Raw genomic sequence first — 22,385 nt, forward strand, 5'->3', positions numbered from 1 at the left:
CTTAGCCGAAGGTCCGCGACCACCAGCCCTTGCGGGCCGGCTGGGTCTCCTCGCTATCGCCAGCGGCAGCAGCAACGGGCGCTTTGTCAGTCTCGGCCTGCGCTTCGGCAGCGACGGGCTCCTCAGCCGCGGGCGCGGCTGGGGTGTCCGCGACCGGGGCGGCCGCTTCGGCGGGCTCGGCCTTCTTGCGGGTCCGGCGCTTGGGCTTGGGCTTCTCTTCCGCGACCGGTTCGCTCGGCAGGTCGGCAGCCGGAGCGTCCGCAGCCACGGTCGGCTCGGGCGCAGCGGCTTCGGCGGCGGCGTCGGCCTTGCGGGCCCGCGGACGGCGGCGCGCCTTGGGTTTCTCTTCGGCGACCGGCTCGGCCTCGGGCTGGGCCGCAACGACCTCGGGAGCCGGGTCCTCGCTCGGAACGGGCTCGATCATCGGCGCTTCGACCGGGACCGGCGACTGCTCCTCCGAGCCTTCCTCGCCATCGCGGCCACGGCCACCCCGGCGGCGGCCGCCACGACGACCGCGACGCTTGCGCGGCTCGTCCTCATGGGTCTCGCCCTCGGCGATACGCTCCTCGCCAGCCTCGTCGGTCGGCTCGGCCACCTCGTCGGAGTCGGCTTCCTCGCCGCGTTCGCTGTCGTCGCGCTCGCCCGCTTCGCCATCGCGGCGGCGGTTCCGACCGCCACGGCGACGACGGCGGCGGCGGCGGCCGCGCTCATCCTCGTCGCTGTCGCCGCGATCGCCACGCTCGGCGCGATCCTCGTCGGCGCCCTCTTCCTCGATTTCCTCCTCGTCGATCTCGAAATCATCTTCCTCGATCGGGGCGGGGGCGGCGACGGGGCGGACCGGAGCGACCGGGCGGGGCCCGCTGCTCTCGACCGCCATGCGGGCGCCTTCGAAGGTCGGGTCGACCAGCACCTCGACCGAGACGCCGTAGCGGGCCTCGATGTCGGCGAGCTCGGCGCGCTTCTTGTTGAGGACATAGACCGCCGCTTCGGCGCCGGCGCGGAGGCAGACCTTCTCGCCGCGGCCGCGGGCCGCTTCGTCCTCGATCATGCGCAGCGCGCTGAGGCCGGCCGACGAGGCGGTCCGCATCAGGCCGGTGCCGTCGCAATGCGGGCAGGCCTTGGTCGAGGCTTCGAGCACGCCGGTGCGCAGGCGCTGGCGGCTCATCTCCATCAGGCCGAAGCTCGAGATACGGCCGACCTGGATCCGGGCGCGGTCGTTCTTGAGCGCTTCCTTCATCGCCTTCTCGACCTTCCGGACATGGCTGTTCTGTTCCATGTCGATGAAGTCGATGACGACGAGGCCGGCCATGTCGCGCAGGCGAAGCTGGCGGGCGATTTCCTGCGCGGCCTCGATGTTGGTCGCGTAGGCGGTTTGCTCGATGTTGTGCTCGCGCGTCGAGCGGCCCGAGTTGATGTCGATCGAGACCAGGGCCTCGGTCGGGTTGATGACGATGTAACCGCCGCTCTTCAGCTGAACGAGCGGGTGGTACATGGCCGCGAGCTGGTCCTCGACGCCGTAGCGTTGGAAAAGCGGGGTCGCGTCATTGTGCGACTGCACCTTCTTCACGTGGCTCGGCATGAGCAGCTTCATGAAGCCGCGGGCGGCCTTGTAGCCGTCCTCGCCCTCGACCAGCACCTCGTCGATGTCGCGGTGGTAGAGATCGCGGATGGCGCGCTTCACAAGGTCGCTGTCGCGGTAGATGAGCGCCGGGGCCGACGAGGCGAGGGTCCGTTCGCGGACCTCGTCCCAAAGGCGCGCGAGATAATCGAAGTCGCGCTTGATCTCGACCTTGGTCCGTTCAAGCCCGGCGGTGCGGACGATGAGGCCCATCGTGCCCGGCAGCTTGAGGTCGGCGATGATCGACTTCAGGCGCTTGCGGTCCGAACCGTTCGAGATCTTGCGGCTGATACCGCCGCCATGGCTCGTGTTCGGCATCAGCACGCAATAGCGGCCGGCGAGGCTGAGATAGGTGGTGAGCGCCGCGCCCTTGTTGCCGCGCTCTTCCTTGACGACCTGGACCAGCAGCACCTGGCGGCGCTGGATGACGTCCTGGATCTTGTAGCGGCGGCGCAGGTTCAGACGCTTGCGGCGAACCTCGTCGGCGGCCTCGTCCTTGCGGTTGCGGCGGCCGTTGCGGGGGCGGGCATCGCCCTCTTCGCTGGCTTCGCCGTCGTGCTCGCCCTCGGGCTCCTCGGGGCGGTCGTCGGTGCCGTCGTCCTCATGATGCGGATCGAGCGGCTCGTCCTCGGCCTCGGCGCGGAGGCGTTCTTCCTCGGCGGCATGCTCCGCCTCTTCGCGGAGCAGGGCTTCGCGATCGGACTTCGGGATCTGGTAGTAATCGGGGTGGATTTCGCTGAAGGCGAGGAAGCCGTGGCGGTTTCCGCCGTAATCGACGAACGCCGCCTGGAGCGACGGTTCGACGCGGGTCACCTTGGCGAGATAGATATTACCCTTGAGTTGCTTGTGCTCGGCGGATTCGAAGTCAAACTCCTCGATCCGGTTCCCCTGGACGACGGCGACCCGGGTCTCTTCCGGGTGACGCGCGTCGATCAGCATGCGCGTGGTCATTGAATAGTCTCCGAGCGCGCGCCCTGAACAGGGTCAGGCGGCGCGCGCGTGTTGCGGCCATGGCGGGCGCTTTCGGGCCGGCCGGAATGGCAATGAGATGGGGTGCGTCTGCTGCCTGATGTTCCCCGGCGGAAATCGCCGGCAAACGCGCGTCACTGCTCATGTCAGCAGGATCAACAAGCGCGTTCTTGAACTTCATGGATCAGCATCAACCTGTACGACGCCGTGGGGACAGCCCTGTCACCGGCCCCCCGGCCTTCCCGCCGGAAGCTCGCGTGGGCGAACTGGCGGACCCTGTCGTCGTAGCAGCGTCCTTGCCGCCAAGCAACGGCACGCTAGGGTCGCCGCCATGGCGTCCCGAACGACAGCGAGATTGGCGATCCTTGGCCTTGGCGGCCTGGTCCTGGCCGCGGCCCTGTGGGCCGGGGTCGAGCGGTCGCGCGGCGGTGCAAGCCTCGGGCGCGCGGTGGAGGGCGAGGCGCGCGAAGGGGGGCTGAGCCTTGTCCTGTCGCCGGCGGTGGCGGACGTGAAGGTGATCGAGGCGCGGGTGCCGGGGCGGCCGCTGATCGTGATCGACGCGGGCCATGGCGGGAGGGATCCGGGCGCACCGGGGGCGAGCGGCCGCGCGATCGAGAAGGACGTGACGCTCCAGCTTGCCCGCGACGTCCGCGACGAACTGGCGAAGCGGGGAAGGGTGCGGATCGCGCTGACCCGCGACGGGGACACGACGCTGACGCTCGAGGACCGGGCGGCGATCGCGCGCCGTCTCGGCGCCAGCCTGTTCCTGTCGATCCATGCCGACAGCGCGGCCAATGCCGCGGCGCGCGGGGCGACCTTCTATTCGCTGTCCGAAGTCGCGAGCGATGCCGACGCCGCGCTGCTCGCCGAACGCCAGAATGGCGAGGAAGCGGTGGCGAGCGAGGCCGACGGATCGGTCCGGGCGTTGCTCGCCGATGTCGCGGCCCGCGACGAGATGGCGGCCTCGGCCGATTTCGCGGTCCGCTTGCTGCGCGAGGCCGAGGGGCGGGTGCCGCTTCGGCCCGAGCCGCACCGCTTCGCCGCCTTCCGGGTGCTGCGCCGCTCGAACGCGCCCGCGGTGCTGTTCGAGGCGGGCTACATGAGCAACGCCGCCGACGAGGCGATGCTGCTCGACCCCGTGCAGCGCGGGCGCATCGCCGCCGCGCTTGCCCGGGCGATCGAGGCCCAGGCGGCGGTCGCGCGCTGACACGCCTTTCCCCCGCCAGCCCAAGCGAGTAGAGCCGCGCCCATGGACGCCGTTGCGACCCGATCTTCCCCCCCCTGGCTCGAGCGTCATCACCGAGCCGCCGACCGCCTCTGCACCGCGTGGAGCGAGCGACGCTGGCTCCGCTTCGCCGGCTGGGGACTGCTCGCGGGCTATGGATTCTTCATCCTCGTCTGGCTGTTCTTCGCCGCCGGCCTGCCCTCGAGCGAGAAACTGCTGGCCTACCAGCCGCCGCTTCCGACCAACATCCGCGGTGTCGACGGCCAGCCGGTCGGGACCTTCGCCCGCGAACGGCGGGTTGAGCTCAACTACAACGAATATCCGCCGATGGTGGTCGAGGCCTTCATCTCGGCCGAGGACAAGACCTTCTTCACCCATGGCGGGATCGACTATCCGGGCCTGATCGGCGCGGTCGGCGACTTTGCGGTCAAGAAGGCGACCGGGGGCGCCCGGGCCCGCGGCGGCTCGACCATCACCCAGCAGGTCGCCAAGGCGCTGCTGCAGGATTCGAGCTACAACGTTACCCGCAAGATCCGCGAGGCGATCCTTGCCTTCCGGCTCGAGAATACGCTCTCCAAGGAGCAGATCCTCGAGCTCTACCTCAACCAGATCTTCCTTGGCCGGAACGCTTATGGCGTGCAGGCGGCGGCGCGGGCCTATTTCGACAAGGACGTCGCCGATCTGACCCTGCCCGAGGTCGCCTATCTCGCGGTGCTGCCCAAGGCGCCGTCCAACTACGATCCCGTCCGCGCGACCCGCAAGGCGCTCGACCGGCGCAATTACGTGCTGCGCGAGATGGTCAACAACGGCTATATCACCGAGGCCCAGCGCGCCGCGGCCGCCGTCGCTCCGCTCGGTACGATCCGCTACGGCTCCAACGCCAAGTTCCGCGAAGTCGGCGGCTATTTCACCGAGGAAGTCCGCCGCGAACTCCTCCGCAAATATGGCGAGGACGCCAAGGCGGGGACGAACAGCGTCTATGCGGGCGGCCTGTGGGTGCGGACCTCGATGAACCCGGTCATGCAGGATGCCGCGGCCGAGGCGCTGCGCGAAGGCCTCGCCCGCTTCGACGGCGGGCGCGGCTGGCGCGACACCGGGCTCAGCATCGAGACCAGCGGCAACTGGCAGGCGGCGCTCGACCGGGCGCCCGTCGGCACGGGCTTTGCCGACTGGCGCAAGGCGGTGGTGCTCGACAAGGGCTCCTCGTCGGCGGAGATCGGCTTCACCGACGGTTCGACCGGCACGCTGCCGGCGAGCAATGCGGTCCAGCCCAAGCGCGGCGGGGGCGGAAGCGCCTTCTCCAACCTTCGCGACGGCATGGTCATCATCGTCAAGAATGTCGGTGGCTCGACCTACGCGATCCGCTCGATCCCGGAGATTGGCGGGGGCTTCATCGCGCAGGAGATCCGGACCGGCCGCGTGCTCGCGATGCAGGGCGGGTTCGACAATATCGGCGCGAGCTACAACCGCGCGACCCAGGCGCTTCGCCAGCCCGGCTCCACCTTCAAGCCGATCGTCTATTATACCGCGCTGGCCAACGGCATGACCCCGGCCAGCCTGGTCGAGGACGCGCCCTTCTGCGTCTGGCAGGGCGCCGGTCTCGGCAACAAATGCTTCCGCAATTTCGACGGCAATTATGCCGGCTCGAAGACCCTGCGCTGGGGCGTCGAGCAGTCGCGCAACCTGATGACGGTGCGGGTCGCCTCGCAGACGGGCATGGCCAAGATCACCGACACGGCGCGCAAGCTCGGGGTCGGCGACTATCCCAATTACCTCGCGATGGCGCTGGGCGCGGGCGACACGACGGTCCTCAAGCTGACCAACGCTTATGCCATCCTTGCCAATCACGGCCGGGCGGTGAGCCCGACGCTGATCGACTATGTCCAGGACCGTGACGGCAAGGTCATCTTCCGCACCGACAATCGCTGCGCGGTGATGGACGGTCGCTGCAACGCGCCCGACTGGGACGGAAGCGCGATGCCGCGTCCGCCGAGCCGCAGCCGCCAGATCCTCGACCCGCAGGCCGCCTTCCAGATGGTCCATGTCATGACCGGCGTGATCGAGCGCGGCACGGCAACCATCCTGCGCGACCTCAACCGGCCATTGTTCGGCAAGACCGGCACAACTACCGGCCCGACCAACGTCTGGTTCGTCGGCGGCACGCCCGACGTCGTTGCCGGCACCTACCTCGGCTACGACCAGCCGCGCTCGCTCGGCGGGGCGGCGCAGGGCGGGCGGATCGCGGCGCCGATCTTCAAGCAATGGGCGCAGGTCGCGTTCAAGGACGTCCCGGGGACCCCGTTCGTTGCGCCCGAGGGCATCCGTATGGTGCGGATCGACCGGGTCACCGGGCGGCGGGTGTTCGGCACCTTCCCGGTCCGCGAGGATCCCAAGTCGCCGGTCATCTGGGAAGCGTTCAAGCCCGAGACCGAGCCGCGGCGGACCTACCGGCCCGGCGGCCAGTCCGACGAGGTCGCAAGTGCGGCCCCGGCACCGGCCGCTCGGCGTCGGCCGGCCTCCCGTCCGGCCACTGCCGCGCCGGCGAATAAGCCCGCGCCGACCGCGCCGCCGCCAGACGACTTCTTGGCAAGGCAGGGCGGAATCTACTAGGAGCGTGGGCGCCGTTCGTCCCGAGCGACCGCGAGGGACGTCAGCGTCTGCGGTGCCTCGACCTCGCTCGGCACGAACGGCGTTTCAGAAAAGGACCACTTACGATGCGCGCTGAAGCGCAGGCCTATATCGACCAGGTCAACGCCGCGACCGCCTTGCTCCGTCGCTTCCTAGACTGGGACCGGGCCCTGCAGCGGCTCGACGAGCTCAACGCCCGGGTCGAGGATCCGACGCTGTGGAACGACCCCAAGGCAGCGCAGGAGGTGATGCGCGAACGGCGCCGTCTCGACGAGGCTGTCGCCGCGACGCGCAAGCTCGAGACGGAGCTCGCCGACACGATCGAGCTGATCGAGATGGCCGAGGCCGAGGGCGATGACGGGCTGGTCGACGACGGCGTGACCGCGCTCGCCGACCTTGCCGAGCGGGCCGAGCGCGACAAGGTCGCGGCGCTGCTGGCGGGTGAGGCCGACGCCAACAACAGCTATGTCGAGGTCAATTCGGGCGCCGGCGGGACCGAGAGCCAGGATTGGGCCGGCATGCTCCAGCGCATGTATTCGCGCTGGGCCGAGCGCCACAAGATGAAGGTGGAGCTGGTCGATTATCATGCGGGCGAGCAGGCCGGGATCAAGTCGGCGACGCTGCTGATCAAGGGCGAGAATGCCTATGGCAACTTGAAGGTCGAGAGCGGGGTCCACCGCCTCGTCCGGATCAGCCCCTACGACAGCTCGGCGCGGCGCCACACCAGCTTCGCCTCGGTCTGGGTCTATCCCGAAGTCGACGACGACATCGACATCGAGGTCAACGAGGGCGATCTCAAGATCGACACCTATCGTGCGTCCGGCGCGGGCGGGCAGCACGTCAACACGACCGACTCCGCGGTCCGCATCACCCACCTTCCCACCGGGATCGTGGTGCAGTGCCAGAACCAGCGGTCGCAGCACAAGAACAAGGCCGAGGCGATGAAGCAGCTCAAGGCCCGGCTCTACGAGGCCGAGCTGCAACGGCGCGAGGCGGAAGCCAACAAGACCGAGGCGGCTAAGACCGACATCGGCTGGGGCCACCAGATCCGCTCCTACGTGCTCCAGCCCTATCAGCTGGTGAAGGATCTGCGCACCGGCATGACCTCGACCGCACCGGGCGATGTGCTCGACGGTGAGCTCGACCGCTTCATGGCCGCGGCGCTGAGCCAGCGGGTGACCGGCGAGAAGGTCGACGTCGAGGACGTGGACTAGGATGAGTTCGGGGCGTTCGACCGGCCCGGCGTTGGGCGGGGCGCGCTGAGCGATGCGCGCCGGGGGCGTCGGCATGCTCGGTCCGGGCGGGCTTCTCGGACTTGCGCTGCTTGCCGGTTGCCAGGCGCAGCCGCAGGCGGAAAGCTTTCCGGCCGCCGGCCGTGACGTCGCGCCGATCGTTTCCGATGCCTTCTCGACCGAAGACGCCCGCGACCGCGTCGGCGAGTTCGAGGCGGTAGTCGCCGCGGCCGAGGTGAAGCCCGGCATGTCGGTCGCCGACATCGGCGCCGGCGAGGGTTACTATACGACGCGCCTGTCGCCGCTGGTCGGGGCCAAGGGCCGGGTACTGGCGCAGGACATCGTCCCCGAGGTCCGCGACCGGCTTGCCGAGCGAGTCCAGCGCGAGCAGCTCAACAATGTCGCGGTCCGGCTCGGGACGCCCGACGACCCGCGCCTTCCGCCGCGTGGCTTCGACCGGATCTTCCTCGTCCACATGTATCATGAGGTGACCGACCCTTATGCCTTCCTGTGGCACCTCGCGGGCGGGCTGAAGGCGGGGGGCGAGGTGGTCGTGGTCGATGCGGACCGGCCGGTGAAGCGCCACGGCATTCCGCCCGACCGGCTCGAGTGCGAGCTTCGCAGCGTCGGGCTCGCGCTGCAGCGGTTCGAACGGCTGCCGGGCGGCGACAGCTATGTCGCGGCCTTCACCGCCGCCCAGCCGCGCCCGGCCGCCGATGCCTTGAAGCCGTGCGGGTCAAAGGCGTGACGATCGCCTTCGACCAGTTTCTCGCAGTCGAAATTCATGCCGGGACGGTGGTCGCGGCCGAGCCCTTTCCCGAGGCCCGCAAGCCCGCGATCAAGTTGACCATCGACTTCGGGCCCGAGATCGGGACCAAGCGAAGCTCGGCGCAAATCACCGCACTTTATGCGCCGGAGGATCTGGTCGGCCGCCAGGTCGTCGCGGTCACCAATTTCCCGCCGCGCCAGATCGGCCCCTTCATGAGCGAGGTGCTGGTGCTCGGCCTCAGTGACGCCGAGGGGCGCATCACCCTGCTCGTGCCCGACAGCCCGGTGCCGAACGGCGCAAGGATGCATTAGTCGAACGGCGCTTCCCCTCGTCCCCCGCCCGCCCTATCTCGAACGGACACGCGAGCGGGACCGACCATATCATGCGCATTCTGAAAGCTGTCTGGCACCTTCTGATCGGCATCAAGGACGCGCTGGTCCTGGTCTTCATGCTGCTCTTCTTCGCTGGGCTCTATGCGCTCCTGTCGTCCCGGCCGGCGCCGACCGTGTCGGACGGCGTGCTGGTGATGAACCTCCGCTCGGGCGTGGTCGAACAGCCGGCCGAACAGGATGCCTTCGCGCTTGCCGGCGGCAGCTCGGGCCCCGGGCCGCTTGCCCTGCGCGACGTCCGCGCCGCTTTGCGCAAGGCGAAGGATGACGACCGGGTGAAGGCGATCGCGCTGGACCTTGACGGTTTTTCGGCCGGGCAGACGGTGGTCGCGGACTTGGGCGAGGCGCTCGACGAGGTGAAGCGGAGCGGCAAGCCGGTGCTGGCCTATGCCACCGGCTATGCCGACCGCGGCTACCAGCTCGCCGCGCACGCAAGCGAAATCTGGGTCGACCCGATGGGCGGCGTCCAGCTGCGCGGCCCGGGCGGCAATAACCTTTATTATGCGGGGCTGCTCGAGAAGCTCGGCGTCACCGCCAATGTCTACAAGGTCGGCAAGTTCAAGAGCGCGGTCGAGCCCTTCATCCGCTCGGACATGAGCCCCGAGGCGCGCGAGAATGCCGAGGCGCTGGCCGGCGCCCTGTTCGAGACCTGGCGTGACGACATCCGCAAGGCGCGGCCGCAGGCCAATGTCGATGGCGCGCTGAAGGCGCCGGTCCAGATGGTCCAGGCGGCGGGCGGCGATTTCGCGCTGGCCTCGCAGCGGGCGAAGCTGGTCGACAAGGTCGCCGACCGCCGCGCCTTCGAGCAGCGCCTCGCGGCGCTCGGCGGCGTGGACGAGAAGGTCGCGGGCGGCTTCAAGCGCATTCGCCTCGACCGCTATATCGCCGCCGAAGTGCAGCCCGAGCGCGGCAGCGGGCCGATCGGCGTGGTGACGGTCGCGGGCAACATCGTCGATGGCCGCGCACCGCTCGGCACCGCGGGCGGGGACAGCATCGCGGCCTCGATCGAGAAGGGGCTTCGCGACGGCAAGATCAAGGCGCTGGTGGTGCGGATCGACTCCCCCGGCGGCTCGGCGCTTGCGTCCGAGCGGATCCGGCAGGCCCTGCTGGCGGCGCGGGAGAAGAAGATCCCGGTGGTCGCGTCGATGGGTAATGTCGCGGCGTCGGGCGGCTACTGGGTGTCGACCGCGGCGCAGCATGTCTTTGCCGAGCCCTCGACCATTACCGGGTCGATCGGCGTGTTCGGGATCCTGCCGAGCTTCCAGGGCAGCCTCGCCAAGCTCGGGATCAACGCCGACGGGGTGAAGTCGACCCCGCTGTCGGGCGAACCCGATCTCCTCAAGGGTCCGTCCCCCGAAGCCGGGCAGCTGATCCAGCTCGGGGTCGAGAGCACCTATGGCAAGTTCCTCAAGATCGTCGGCGACGCCCGCCGCAAGACCCCCGCGCAGGTCGATGCGATCGGACAGGGCCGGGTCTGGTCGGGCGGTCAGGCGCGGCAGATCGGGCTGGTCGACCAGTTCGGCGGGCTCGACGAGGCGATCGCCAAGGCGGGCGACCTTGCCGGCCTCGCCAAGGACGATCGCGCGGTCACCTATCTCGACCGCAAGAAGGGGTGGCGCGCCGAACTGGCCGGGCTGCTCCGCGACGATGAGGACAGCGCCGACGAGGCCGATCCCTTCGCCAGCCTCCGGGCCAATCCCGAGCAGATGCTCATGGCGGTCCGGAACGAGCTTCACTTCCTGCTGTCCGGGCCGACCATCCAGGCGCGCTGCCTGACCTGCGTCGCGGACGAGCCGGTGGCGCCCGTGGCACCGGCGCGCGAGGGCTTTCTCGCGAGGCTGCTCGCCTTGCTCTCCTGAGGCACTTCGGCTAAGGGCGCGCACGTCGTTCCGGGATGAAATGCCCGGGCGCGCGCCGCTCAGCAGCTCTTTGTCGTCCTTTCGGCCATCAGCTCGGTCCGGCCCGTGCCCGTCCTTCATGCCGGGCGATCCGCTCGTCCGGCATCCGGCCGGCGCGCGGCTCTACGCAACGCTTGCCAGGTCCGCCTGATGGTAAGCCGGCCCTAATGGTCCGGCTGGCGGCACATTGACCGAGCACGAGAAGGACGTCCATTTTCCTATGGCAACCCAAGCCAATCCGACCCGCGACGATTTCGCGGCCCTCCTGAACGAAAGCCTTGGCGGCGAGAACGAGGCCTTCGAAGGCCGCGTCGTCATCGGCACCGTCACCGCCCTCGAGAATGACCTCGCGGTCATCGACGTCGGTCTCAAGAGCGAAGGCCGCGTTCCGCTGCGCGAGTTCGCCGCCCCCGGCCAGAAGGCCGAGCTGAAGGTCGGCGACCAGGTCGAAGTCTATGTCGACCGCGTCGAGAATTCGCAGGGCGAAGCGATGCTCAGCCGCGATCGCGCCCGCCGCGAAGCCGCCTGGGACAAGCTCGAGGGCGAGTTCGCCGAAGAGAAGCGCGTCGAGGGTGTCATCTTCGGTCGCGTCAAGGGCGGCTTCACCGTCGACCTCGGCGGCGCCGTGGCCTTCCTTCCGGGCAGCCAGGTCGACATCCGTCCGGTCCGCGACGTGCAGCCGCTGATGGACGTCGCCCAGCCGTTCCAGATCCTCAAGATGGACCGTCGCCGCGGCAACATCGTCGTGTCGCGCCGCGCCATCCTCGAAGAGACCCGCGCCGAGCAGCGTTCGGGCCTCATCCAGAGCCTGGCCGAGGGTCAGGTCATCGAGGGCGTGGTCAAGAACATCACCGACTATGGTGCCTTCGTCGACCTCGGCGGCATCGACGGCCTGCTCCACGTCACCGACATCAGCTACAAGCGGGTCAACCACCCGTCGGAAGTGCTGAACATCGGCGACACGGTGAAGGTGCAGATCATCCGCATCAACCGCGACACCCAGCGCATCAGCCTCGGCATGAAGCAGCTCGAGAGCGATCCGTGGGAAGGCGCCACCGCCAAGTATCCGGTCGGCGGCGTGTTCCAGGGCCGTGTCACGAACATCACCGAATATGGTGCGTTCGTTGAGCTCGAGCCGGGCATCGAGGGCCTCGTCCACGTCAGCGAGATGAGCTGGACCAAGAAGAACGTCCACCCGGGCAAGATCGTCAGCACCAGCCAGGAAGTCGAGGTCAAGGTCCTCGAGGTCGACGGCGAGAAGCGTCGCATCAGCCTCGGCCTCAAGCAGGCCCAGACCAATCCGTGGAACGACTTCGCCGAGAAGCATCCGGTCGGCAGCCAGGTCGAGGGCGAAGTCAAGAACGCCACCGAGTTCGGCCTGTTCGTCGGCCTCGACGGCGACGTCGACGGCATGGTCCACATGTCGGACATCGCCTGGGGCGTGTCGGGCGAGGAAGCGCTGGCGCTGCACCGCAAGGGTGAGACCGTCCAGGCGATCGTGCTCGACGTCGACGTCGAGAAGGAGCGCATCAGCCTCGGCATGAAGCAGCTCGAGCGCGGCGGTGTCGCGGCGGGCGGTGCTGCCGGCGGCGATGGCGCGCGCAAGGGCGAGACCAAGACCGTCACCGTGCTCGAAGTCATGGACGGTGGCCTCACCGTGCAGGTCGGCGAAGACGGCCCGACCGGCTTCATCAAGCGCTCGGATCTCGGCCGCGACCGCGACGAGCAGCGTCCGGAGCGCTTCCAGGTCGGCCAGAAGTTCGACGCGATGGTCACCGGGACCGACCGTTCGAAGAAGCCGACCTTCTCGATCAAGGCGATGCAGATCGCCGAAGAGAAGCAGGCCGTTGCCCAGTACGGTTCGTCCGACTCGGGTGCGTCGCTCGGCGACATCCTCGGTGCCGCTCTGGAGCGCGCCAACAAGAAGTAAGCCGGTTCGCCCTCCCCGGACCGCCTGCGGATCGGGGAGGGCATCGGTTGCTCGCCACTCTTCGGCGAGCGGGTTTTTCTCTTCGCTCGCGGGCACTTGCGGTCAGGCATAACATCTGACAGCTTGCGCTCCGCGGGTGGGGGCCCGTCATATTTTGCAGCGCGGACCTGTTCGTTCGTCCGCACAGCCTTGGAAGCGGGGAAGGTCGAACGATGATACGGTCGGAACTGGTGCAGAAGCTCTGTGACGACTTTCCCGATCTGACCCAGCGCGAGATCGAGCTGATGGTCACCGGCCTCTTCAACGAGATCACGGTTCAGCTGGCCAAGGGCGGCCGGGTTGAGCTGCGCGGCTTCGGGGCCTTTTCGACCCGCCAGCGCGATGCCCGCACTGGCCGCAATCCTCGCACCGGCGAGCAGGTCGAGGTGGACGCCAAGAAGGTCCCCTATTTCAAGCCCGGCAAGGAAATGCGCGAGCGGCTGAATCTCACCGAGGTCACCGCCGAATAATCCTGCCGCCGGCCGCGGATTTCTGCGCCCGGCAGCCTCCCAAAGACCCGTTGCGGCCTGCAATTTGTTGAGGCATCGTCGGCGCATGGCTGACGAGGAGACAGCGGAAGAACGGCTGCGGGCGCTGGAGCTCGAAGTCGAGCGCCTGCGCGAGGAGCGCGCCGAGGCAGTGTCGCAGGGCGCCATGCTCAAGACCCTTCTCGACGACATCGCCCGGCGGCGGCAGGTCGAGGGCAAGCTCGCCGAGGCCGAGACCTGGCTCGATCTTGCGCAGCAAGCGGGGCGCGTCGCCGCTTACACCTATGATTTCAGAAGCCAGAAGCTCGACTGGTCGCCGTCCACGCAGGCGCTCTACGGGCTGAGCCCGAGTGACGAGCCGACGCTCGACCGGTGGCTGGCGGCGGTCCACCCCGATGACCGCGCCGGAGTCGAGACGGTGGCGACCACCGCGCTCGCGACCCATGTCGATGTCGATCATCGCTTCCGAATCGTCCGGAATGACGGGAGCGTAAGCTGGATCCAGGATCGCGGCCGCGTTCTGTTCGACGACCATGGCCAGCCGAGCCGCCTCGTCGGGATCAACATCGACGTGACGGATTTGGTGACGCTCGAGCGCGAGGCGAGCGAGGGGAGGGAGCGTCTTCGCCTTGCCTTGTCGGCCGGCTCGCTCGCCTGCTGGGATTGGGATCTCGGCTCGGGCTCGGTGCGGTGGGATTCGCAGCTTGAGGACTATGCCGGGGTCGACGAGTTCGGCGGCTCGTTCGACAGCTTCTGGGACATGGTCCACGAGGAGGACAAAGCGTCGGTCCGCGCGGCACTCGGCCACAGCATGGCGACGGGCGAGGATTATCGGATCGAATTCCGGATGCTCCGCCCCGATGGCTCGGTACGCTGGACCCATACGCGGGCCAAGGTCGTCCTCGACGAAAAGGGCGTGCCCCGGCGGTTCGTCGGGATCGACGGTGACATCACCGAGCAGCGTGTGGCCCAGGCGGCCTTGCAGGACAGCCGTCTCTTCCTCGAGACGGTGCTTGCGGCCTCCCCCGACTGCATCAAGGTGGTCGAGACCGATGGCCGCCTCAGCTACATGAACGTCAACGGCCAGACCATCCTCGAGATCGACGATCTCGCCACGGTGATCGGGCGCCAATGGGCGGAGCTGTGGCCGGAGCAAAGCCGGGGCACGATCGAGATCGCCCTGCGGCGGGCCCTGGCCGGCGAACATTATCGCTTCGAGGAGCAGTGCCCGACCGCCGGCGGGACGATGAAATGGTGGGACGTGTCGGTCGCGCCGGTGCTCGGGGCGGACGGCAAGGTCGAGCGGATCGTCTCCATCTCGCGCGACATCAGCGACGGGGTCCGAGCGAAGGACCAGTTGCAGCTGCTCAACGCCGAGCTTCACCACCGGGTGAAGAACAATCTCGCGACGGTCCAGGCGCTGGCCCGAGCGACCCTTCGTAGCAGCAACGAGCCGCGTCAGTTCGAGGCGACCTTCTCGGGCCGGCTGGAGGCGCTGGGCAAGACCTACGGCCTGCTTCGCTCAGGACAGGCCGCGGCGCAGCTGCGCGACCTCGTCGAGTCCGAGCTCAGCCCATTCGGCGGCTCGTCTGAGCGCATCAGCTATGGCGGTCCCGACGTGCATCTCTCGTCTGATGCGGCGGTCTCCGTCGGCATGATCCTTCACGAACTGACCACCAACGCCACCAAATATGGCGCGCTCGCCTGCAGCGAGGGCCGGCTCACCGTCCGGTGGAGCTTCGACGAAGAGGCGAACGTCGTCCGGCTCGAGTGGCAGGAGCGCCATCGTGGCGCGCCGGTCCATCGCGCGGTCGAGTCCGGCGGCTTCGGGTCGGTGCTGATCGACCGGCTGGTCCGCCAGCTCGGCGGGACCATCTCGCGCCAATGGGGTGCCGAGGGGCTGACGCTTGGTCTCGACCTTCCGGGACTGTGCCAGCGCTGAGCGGCTGATCAGACCGCGACCGGCGCCGCGATATGCGGGTGCGGGTCGTAGCCGATGACCTCGAAATCCTCGAGCTCGTAGCCGAACAGATCCTGGCCGCGATCCTTGATCCGGAGCTGGGGCAGGGGCCGCTGCTCGCGGCTCAGCTGCAGCCGCGCCTGGTCGAGGTGATTGGAATAAAGATGCACGTCGCCGCCGGTCCAGACGAAGGTGCCCGGCTCGAGCCCGCATTCGCGCGCCAGCATGTGGGTCAGCAGGGCATAGCTCGCGATGTTGAAGGGGACGCCTAAGAAGAAATCGGCGCTGCGCTGGTAGAGCTGAAGGTTGAGGCGACCGGCCGCGACCTGCGTCTGGAACAGGCAGTGGCAGGGCGCGAGCGCCATCTGCCCGAGCTCGCCCGGGTTCCAGGCGGAGACGATCTGCCGCCGGCTGGCGGGATCCTTGCGGATCAGCGCGACCAATTCCCTGATCTGGTCGATGTGGCGTCCGTCGGCGCTTTCCCAGTCGCGCCACTGCTTGCCGTAGACGGGGCCGAGGTCGCCATTGTCGTCGGCCCATTCGTCCCAGATGCTGACCTTGCGCTCCTGCAGCCAGCGGACATTGGTGTCGCCGCGCAGGAACCAGAGCAGCTCGACGATGATCGAACGAAGGTGCAGCTTCTTGGTGGTGACGAGCGGGAAGCCGTCCTGAAGGTTGAAGCGCATCTGCGCCCCGAACAGCGACAGGGTCCCGGTACCGGTCCGGTCTTCCTGCGGCACACCCTCGGCGAGGATCCGGGCCATGACGTCGTGATAGGCTTGCATGCGAAAGACCTACTCCGAAGGGAGGCGCTGGCGGAAGAGCGTTTGACGGGGCGTCGCGGGGAGCGGGTACGAATTCGCCGGAGCGGTGGCGAATGGCGAGCAGATGGTCCATTCCGGACGCGCTTCCATTTGGGCCGGGAGGGCAGGGAGCGCATCCTCCTTTCATGCTTCAGCGTGCCGAATCACCCTCCATTCTCTCCAGCGTCGAAGCCAGTCGAACTTTCTTTGCCCCGTCCTTCTCAGACCGCTCGCCAAGCCGGCTGATGGTCGCGCATGTCGACGAAGAAGCGCGGTGCATTCATCTTGCCACCTATGACGAAGGCGATGGGCCTTCCGACCTGCCGGTGCGGCGGATCATCGGCGATGCCATCCGCCACGACAGCGCGGGGATCATCATCGCGCACAATCACCCGGTGGAGGATTCGCTGCCGAGTCGGCTCGATCGCATCGCCAGCCGCGCCCTGTCCCTCGCGGCCGACGCCATCGCTCTGGCCGTCCTCGATCACCTGATCTTCTCGGGCCGGGAATGCCTCTCCTTCCGGCGGCTCGGATTGCTCTGACAGCGCTGACTCCAGAACGGGTCGCGAGTTGGGATTGGGGGGATTTGGTGGGCTTTGCCGCGCGAAGCGAAGCGAGCTTGTTGAGCAACGCGGCCTTGCGGCTTTGCGGCTTTGCGGCATCGCGGCTCTGCAGCTTTGCAGCTTTGCGGCCTTGCGGCCTTGCGGCCTTGCGGCTTTGCGGGATCGCGGCAGGTGACGAAGGGGCGGTCGCGCCGCTAAGGGCAGCCGATGCCCGTCCTCCCCGCCGCGCCCCGAACCATCGGTGAAGAACTGGCGGCGACGCTGCGCCTCGCCTGGCCGCTGATCCTGTCCAACGTCGCGGCCAATGCGATCACCACGACCGACGTGCTGATGCTCGGACGGTTGGGTCCGGAGCCGCTCGCGGCGGCCGCCCTAGCGGTCAATCTCTACAATCTCCTGCTCTTCACGGGGGTCGGTTTCTCGGTCGCCATTTCGCCGATGATCGCCTCGGCGCTGGGCCGCCGCCGCGGGGCGGCGCGCGACAGCCGGCGGACCTTCCGCATGGGGCTGTGGCTGGTCAGCATCTATGCCGCCGCAGGGACCCTCCTCCTGTCCTTCGCCGAGCCGCTGTTCCTGCTGCTCGGGCAGGACGCGGCGCTGAGCCGGCTGGCAGGCGGGTTCATGGACGTCCTGCGCTGGGCCTTGTGGCCGACCCTGCTCGGGTTCCTGATGCGCAATCTCCTCACCGCCTTCGACCGGGCGTGGGTGCCGCTGGTGGTGGCGCTCGGCGGGGTAGCGCTCAATGTCTTCCTCAACGTCGCCCTCATCTTCGGTCGCTTCGGCTTTCCCGCCTACGGCATGGAAGGCTCGGCGCTCGCCACCCTTCTCACCAATGTCGCGATGCTCGCGGCGCAGATGTTCGCGGTCGTGCGGCTGCCCCGGCTTCGGCTGATGCACCTGTTCGGCCATTTCTGGCGGTTCGACTGGGTTCGTTTCCGCGAACTGGCCAGGCTTGGGATCCCGATCGGGCTGACCTGGTCCTTCGAGGTCGGGGTCTTCTCGGCCGCGGTCTATCTGATGGGCCTGATCGACACGACCAGCGTCGCCGCGCACGTCATCGCGCTCCAGCTCGCCGCTCTGATGTTCATGGTCCCGCTCGGGCTCAGTCAGGCCGCCACCGTCCGGGTAGGCTATGGCTATGGCGCGCGCGATCCCCAGTGGGTGGGTCGGGCCGGACGGGTGGCCATCGGTCTTGCGCTTGCCTTCGCGGCGGCCTCCGCGCTCATCATGTGGCTGTTCCCGCGCGAGCTTGCGGCGCAGTTCCTCGACCCCGCCGAACCCGACAGCGGCAAGGTGCTGGCGCTTGCGGTGCAGTTCCTCCTGATCGCCGCGGTCTTCCAGCTGGCCGATGGCACCCAGGTGATCGGTGCGGCGATCCTGCGCGGGATTCACGATACGCGGGTGCCGATGCTGTTCGCCGCCTTCGGCTACTGGGTGATCGGGATCGGCGCGGGCGCCTATCTCGCCTTCTGGACGCCGCTTGCCGGGCGCGGGATCTGGATCGGCCTCGCGCTCGGGCTGGCGGTCGTCGCGATGCTCATGCTCTGGCGATGGTCACGTCGCGAACAGCTCGGCCTCGTTCCAGCTCAGTCCTCGATCCAGACCGGGGTACCGACCGCCGTCGCGGCATAGAGCCGTTCGGCAAAGCCCATCGGCAGGCGGATGCAGCCATGGCTTGCAGGGTAGGGCGGGATCGCCCCGCCGTGAAGCGCCACGCCCCAGCGGTTCAGCCGCTGCATGAAGGGCATGGGTGCGCTCGAATAGCGATTTGACCGGTGGAAGCGCTTCTTCTCGAGGATCGGAAAGCGGCCGACCGGGCTCTCATGTCCGATGCTGCCGCTCGAGATGGTCGTCACCGCCGCCAGTTCCCCGCCGCGATAGAGCCAGGCCCGCTGCCGGCCGAGGTTCACCACCAGTTCGGAAGCGCCCGCCCTGGGGGCCGCGGCATTCCATTTCCATTCGCCAGCCTTCAGCGGGAGGGTGCCGCCGAACACGCGGGCCTCGGCCAACGCGGCGCGGTCGCTATGGCCCCAGCCATATTTGACCGGCGCCGACGGTGCCGGCGGCGTGCCGACGGTCGACGCGCAGCCAGCGACAAGCCCTGCGCAAACCGCCACGAGCGTGAGTTTCCTGAACATCTCCAGCGCCTTGCCCTTGCATGAATGAACCCGCCATTGACGTTTGAAAGGCCCCCAACCATATGGCCGCCATCGCTGGCACTCCCATCATGAGAGTGCCAGCGGAAGCATTCAACAGAGCAACTTTGAGGGGCTTACCTATGGCTTTCAGGCCGCTTCATGACCGAGTCCTCGTCCGCCGTGTCGAGGCCGAAGAAAAGACCGCCGGCGGGATCATCATCCCCGACACGGCGAAGGAAAAGCCGCAGGAAGGCGAAGTCGTCGCCGTCGGCACCGGCGCCCGCAACGACCAGGGCACCGTCACCCCGCTCGAGGTCAAGGCCGGCGACCGCATCCTGTTCGGCAAGTGGTCGGGCACCGAGGTCAAGGTCGATGGTGAAGACCTGATCATCATGAAGGAAAGCGACATCCTCGGGATCGTCGGCTGAGCCGTCGTCCCGGCACGCGCCGGGGCAGCGGACGACCTTTTCTCTTTATCAACTAGGATCCCGGCCGTCGCCGGGATGACGAACTGGAGTTAGCCAAATGGCAGCCAAGGACGTGAAATTCAGCCGCGACGCGCGTGAGCGCATCCTTCGCGGCGTCGACATCCTCGCCGACGCGGTGAAGGTGACCCTCGGGCCCAAGGGCCGCAACGTCGTCATCGACAAGAGCTTCGGCGCGCCGCGCATCACCAAGGACGGCGTCACCGTCGCCAAGGAGATCGAGCTCAAGGACAAGTTCGAGAACATGGGCGCGCAGATGCTGCGCGAAGTGGCCTCGAAGACCAACGACCTCGCCGGCGACGGCACCACCACCGCGACCGTTCTCGCCCAGGCGATCGTCCGCGAGGGCATGAAGTCGGTCGCGGCCGGCATGAACCCGATGGACCTGAAGCGCGGCATCGATCTCGCGGTCGGCAAGGTCGTCGAGGACCTCAAGAGCCGTTCGAAGCCCGTCGCCAACAGCCAGGAAGTTGCCCAGGTCGGCATCATCTCGGCCAACGGCGACCGTGAAGTCGGCGAGAAGATCGCCGAGGCCATGGACAAGGTCGGCAAGGAAGGCGTCATCACCGTCGAGGAGGCCAAGGGCCTCGAGTTCGAACTCGACGTCGTCGAAGGCATGCAGTTCGACCGCGGCTACCTGTCGCCCTACTTCATCACCAACCCGGAGAAGATGCAGGTCGAGCTCGCCGATCCGTACATCCTGATCCACGAGAAGAAGCTTTCGAACCTGCAGGCGATGCTTCCGATCCTCGAGGCGGTCGTGCAGTCGGGTCGTCCGCTGCTGATCATCGCCGAGGACATCGAAGGCGAAGCGCTGGCGACCCTCGTCGTCAACAAGCTGCGCGGCGGCCTCAAGGTCGCGGCCGTCAAGGCGCCGGGCTTCGGTGATCGCCGCAAGGCGATGCTCGAGGACATTGCCATCCTGACCGGTGGCGAGATGATCTCGGAAGACCTCGGCATCAAGCTCGAGAACGTGACCGTCGGCATGCTCGGCACCGCCAAGCGCGTCACCATCGACAAGGACAACACCACCATCGTCGATGGCGCCGGTGCCAAGGACGGCATCGAGGGCCGTGTCGCCGCGATCCGCCAGCAGATCGAGATCACCACCAGCGACTATGACCGCGAGAAGCTCCAGGAGCGTCTCGCCAAGCTCGCCGGCGGTGTCGCCGTGATCAAGGTCGGCGGTTCGACCGAAGTCGAGGTGAAGGAGCGCAAGGATCGCGTCGACGACGCGCTGCACGCGACCCGCGCTGCTGTCGAGGAAGGCATCGTCCCCGGTGGCGGTACCGCGCTCCTCTACGCGACCAAGGCGATCGAAGGCCTCAAGGGCCAGAACGACGACCAGACCCGCGGCATCGATATCATCCGCAAGGCGCTCTACGCGCCGGTCCGCCAGATCGCGCAGAATGCCGGTCATGACGGTGCGGTGATCTCGGGCAAGCTGCTCGACGGCGGCGATTCGAGCCTCGGCTTCAACGCCCAGACCGACACCTATGAAAACCTGGTCCAGGCCGGCGTGATCGACCCGACCAAGGTCGTCCGTACCGCGCTTCAGGACGCGGCTTCGGTCGCCGGTCTGCTGATCACCACCGAAGCGGCGGTCAGCGAAGTGCCGGAAGACAAGCCTGCGGCCGGCGGCATGCCGGGCGGCATGGGCGGCATGGGCGGCATGGACTTCTAAGTCCGCGCCACACCTGCAGACCAACGAAGAGGGGTCGGGCGAAAGCCCGGCCCCTTTTTGCTGCGCTCACCTTTCCTTAGCCCCAAGCGCCTAATATCATTTGCCGAACGTCGGGGGTGATATGGGTCTGTTGTTCGGCATCTTCTGGCTGTGGGTCATCATCGCCGGCTTCAAGTCGGTCGGCCGCCGCATTTCGGGCGTGCTTCGGCTCGACCGCCCGGGCGGAGCGAGGCAGGGGATCATCTGGTCCAATTCGGGCAGCCAGCTGCTGACCGGCGACAATGCGCCGCGCATCCGCGCGTCGAGCAACCAGCCGCTCCTCGGCCGCAGCTACGGCGCGGTCAGCAATCAGCCGATTCGCGGGGGTGAACTCGTCCACGCGCCGTCGGATATCTGGAGCCCCGAGGAACGACGCTCCTTCGGACGCAAGCTCGACCAGGCGGCGCCGGTCAGCCCCGACGCCGTGCTTTCGGAGATGCAGCGCGAGCTCGACACGCTCGTCCGCAATGCCGCCGACGTCGAGAAGAACCTCCAGAAGTGGCGCGGCGATCTCGGGCGGATCGAGGCGGCGCAGAAGGATTGGCAGGGGCGGGCCGAGCTCGCGGTGCAGAAAGGTCGCGACCCGCTTGCCCGCGCCGCGCTCGAGCAGAAAGCCAAGCTGGCGCCGCGCGCCGCGGGGCTCGCCGCCGATATCGGGCGGATGGAGGAGCTTGCGATCGGCTACATCCGCGACATCACCGCACTCGAAGCCAAGCTCAGCGAGAGCACGCGCCGCCATGTGGTGACCCAGTCTCGCCTCGAATGCGCGGAAGACAGCGTTCGCGCCCGCGAGCTCATCTACGGCCAGCGGACCGCCGCGGCCCTGTCGTCGCTCGAAGAGCTGGATCGGGCGGCCGACCTTGCCGAGGGACAGGCCGAGGCGCTGACCCTTGGGGCCGATCCGCAGCTCACCAACGAATTCGCTGCGCTCGAGAAGGAGGCTGCGATCGACCGGGAGCTAGCCGCCCTAAAGGCGGCGCGGGAGCGGCCGGCCGCATAGAAAAGGGCCGCCCGGTTACCCGGACGGCCCTTCCCGTGTTCCGTCAGGAACGTCGCGGCTTACTGACCGGCGACGTTGTCCTGGCCGTTGGCGACGTCGTTGGCCGCGTCCGAAACGGCATTGGCGCCGTTCGAGAGCGAATTGCCGGCCGCGTCGAGCGCGTTGTCGGCAGCCGCACCGAGGTTGTCGGTCGCGTTCAGGGCCGAGTTGGTGTCGGCAGCAGCTTCGGTCTCGATAGTGTTCTCGGTCGAGACGGCGTTGTCCGGAGCATTGTCCTGGCAAGCGGCGAGGCCGAGGCCGAGGGTCGCGACGGCGACGAGAGCGATCTTCTTCATAATGGTTTCCATCCCTTTATTTTCAGAAATCCCGCCTCCCCTTGAGTAGAGGCGGTGGTTCCCAAGCGACCTGCCCATATTTGGGTCAAGCCAGCGCGCGGATGTAGGTGACGATAAGGGACGGTGCAATTCTCTTTTGCGACGAGCCGTTTTCGGTGACGTCCACGCTTGTAGATATAAAGATATCTTTATA

Annotated in this window: 18 protein-coding genes; 14 read left to right on the forward strand and 4 right to left on the reverse strand. The window is 67.9% G+C overall.

Features of this window, described 5'->3' with window-relative positions:
* Nucleotide 1: 1 nt before the first annotated feature.
* Nucleotides 2–2,569, reverse strand: a complete 2,568-nt coding sequence (locus tag AC4GYU_RS06200) for an Rne/Rng family ribonuclease (RefSeq protein ID WP_491086020.1) — start codon at nt 2,567–2,569, stop codon at nt 2–4.
* Nucleotides 2,570–2,918: 349 nt separating this feature from the next.
* Between AC4GYU_RS06200 and AC4GYU_RS06205 the strand changes: the two genes are divergently transcribed.
* From AC4GYU_RS06205 to AC4GYU_RS06245, 9 genes are all read left to right on the forward strand, one after another.
* On the forward strand, nt 2,919–3,794 hold the full coding sequence (locus AC4GYU_RS06205) for an N-acetylmuramoyl-L-alanine amidase family protein (RefSeq protein ID WP_491086021.1): 876 nt from the start codon (nt 2,919–2,921) through the stop codon (nt 3,792–3,794).
* A 42-nt stretch (nt 3,795–3,836) separates the two neighbouring features.
* Nucleotides 3,837–6,422 carry a penicillin-binding protein 1A gene (locus tag AC4GYU_RS06210; protein WP_491086022.1) on the forward strand — a complete coding sequence of 862 codons (2,586 nt, stop codon included), beginning with the start codon at nt 3,837–3,839 and terminating at the stop codon, nt 6,420–6,422.
* Between the two features lie 104 nt (nt 6,423–6,526).
* Nucleotides 6,527–7,654 (forward strand): peptide chain release factor 2, encoded by a 1,128-nt coding sequence (gene prfB, locus AC4GYU_RS06215; protein ID WP_491086023.1) that lies wholly within the window; start codon nt 6,527–6,529, stop codon nt 7,652–7,654.
* 52 nt (nt 7,655–7,706) lie between these two features.
* Nucleotides 7,707–8,420, forward strand: coding sequence for a class I SAM-dependent methyltransferase (locus tag AC4GYU_RS06220; protein ID WP_491086024.1), 714 nt, complete (start codon nt 7,707–7,709; stop codon nt 8,418–8,420).
* Entirely contained in the window at nt 8,402–8,752 is a 351-nt protein-coding gene (locus tag AC4GYU_RS06225) for a tRNA-binding protein (protein ID WP_491086025.1), read from the forward strand. Before AC4GYU_RS06220 ends, AC4GYU_RS06225 begins: the two co-directional genes overlap by 19 nt.
* Nucleotides 8,753–8,823: 71 nt before the next feature.
* Nucleotides 8,824–10,689 (forward strand): signal peptide peptidase SppA, encoded by a 1,866-nt coding sequence (gene sppA / locus AC4GYU_RS06230; protein ID WP_491086026.1) that lies wholly within the window; start codon nt 8,824–8,826, stop codon nt 10,687–10,689.
* Between the two features lie 259 nt (nt 10,690–10,948).
* Nucleotides 10,949–12,658 (forward strand): 30S ribosomal protein S1, encoded by a 1,710-nt coding sequence (gene rpsA / locus AC4GYU_RS06235; protein WP_491086027.1) that lies wholly within the window; start codon nt 10,949–10,951, stop codon nt 12,656–12,658.
* A gap of 212 nt (nt 12,659–12,870) precedes the next feature.
* Nucleotides 12,871–13,167, forward strand: coding sequence for an integration host factor subunit beta (locus tag AC4GYU_RS06240; protein ID WP_491086028.1), 297 nt, complete (start codon nt 12,871–12,873; stop codon nt 13,165–13,167).
* A gap of 85 nt (nt 13,168–13,252) precedes the next feature.
* Nucleotides 13,253–15,127 (forward strand): sensor histidine kinase, encoded by a 1,875-nt coding sequence (locus tag AC4GYU_RS06245; RefSeq protein WP_491086029.1) that lies wholly within the window; start codon nt 13,253–13,255, stop codon nt 15,125–15,127.
* An 8-nt stretch (nt 15,128–15,135) separates the two neighbouring features.
* On the opposite strand, the gene AC4GYU_RS06250 is transcribed toward AC4GYU_RS06245, so the two are convergent.
* Nucleotides 15,136–15,930, reverse strand: a complete 795-nt coding sequence (locus AC4GYU_RS06250; protein WP_491086030.1) for a thymidylate synthase — start codon at nt 15,928–15,930, stop codon at nt 15,136–15,138.
* Between the two features lie 164 nt (nt 15,931–16,094).
* On the opposite strand from AC4GYU_RS06250, the gene AC4GYU_RS06255 reads away from it, so the two are divergent.
* Together AC4GYU_RS06255 and AC4GYU_RS06260 are read left to right on the forward strand one after the other, a co-directional pair.
* Entirely contained in the window at nt 16,095–16,490 is a 396-nt protein-coding gene (locus tag AC4GYU_RS06255; protein WP_491086031.1) for a JAB domain-containing protein, read from the forward strand.
* Nucleotides 16,491–16,718: 228 nt separating this feature from the next.
* Nucleotides 16,719–18,143, forward strand: a complete 1,425-nt coding sequence (locus tag AC4GYU_RS06260; RefSeq protein ID WP_491086032.1) for an MATE family efflux transporter — start codon at nt 16,719–16,721, stop codon at nt 18,141–18,143.
* Here AC4GYU_RS06260 and AC4GYU_RS06265 read toward each other — a convergent pair.
* Nucleotides 18,098–18,649 carry a L,D-transpeptidase family protein gene (locus tag AC4GYU_RS06265; RefSeq protein ID WP_491086033.1) on the reverse strand — a complete coding sequence of 184 codons (552 nt, stop codon included), beginning with the start codon at nt 18,647–18,649 and terminating at the stop codon, nt 18,098–18,100. The genes AC4GYU_RS06260 and AC4GYU_RS06265 overlap by 46 nt on opposite strands.
* A gap of 140 nt (nt 18,650–18,789) precedes the next feature.
* Between AC4GYU_RS06265 and groES the strand changes: the two genes are divergently transcribed.
* The 3 genes from groES (at nt 18,790) to AC4GYU_RS06280 (ending at nt 21,857) form a co-directional block, all read left to right on the forward strand.
* Nucleotides 18,790–19,077: a co-chaperone GroES gene (groES, locus tag AC4GYU_RS06270; protein WP_491086034.1), complete on the forward strand. Its 288-nt coding sequence runs from the start codon at nt 18,790–18,792 to the stop codon at nt 19,075–19,077.
* Nucleotides 19,078–19,174: 97 nt separating this feature from the next.
* Nucleotides 19,175–20,818 (forward strand): chaperonin GroEL, encoded by a 1,644-nt coding sequence (gene groL, locus AC4GYU_RS06275; protein ID WP_491086035.1) that lies wholly within the window; start codon nt 19,175–19,177, stop codon nt 20,816–20,818.
* Nucleotides 20,819–20,939: 121 nt separating this feature from the next.
* Complete coding sequence (locus AC4GYU_RS06280; RefSeq protein WP_491086036.1) at nt 20,940–21,857, forward strand: PspA/IM30 family protein; 918 nt, start codon at nt 20,940–20,942, stop codon at nt 21,855–21,857.
* A gap of 59 nt (nt 21,858–21,916) precedes the next feature.
* Here AC4GYU_RS06280 and AC4GYU_RS06285 read toward each other — a convergent pair whose 3' ends face one another.
* On the reverse strand, nt 21,917–22,192 hold the full coding sequence (locus tag AC4GYU_RS06285) for a circumsporozoite protein (RefSeq protein ID WP_491086037.1): 276 nt from the start codon (nt 22,190–22,192) through the stop codon (nt 21,917–21,919).
* Nucleotides 22,193–22,385 lie beyond the last annotated feature (193 nt).

The sequence above is a fragment of the Sphingomonas sp. SP2 genome, assembly GCF_058313385.1.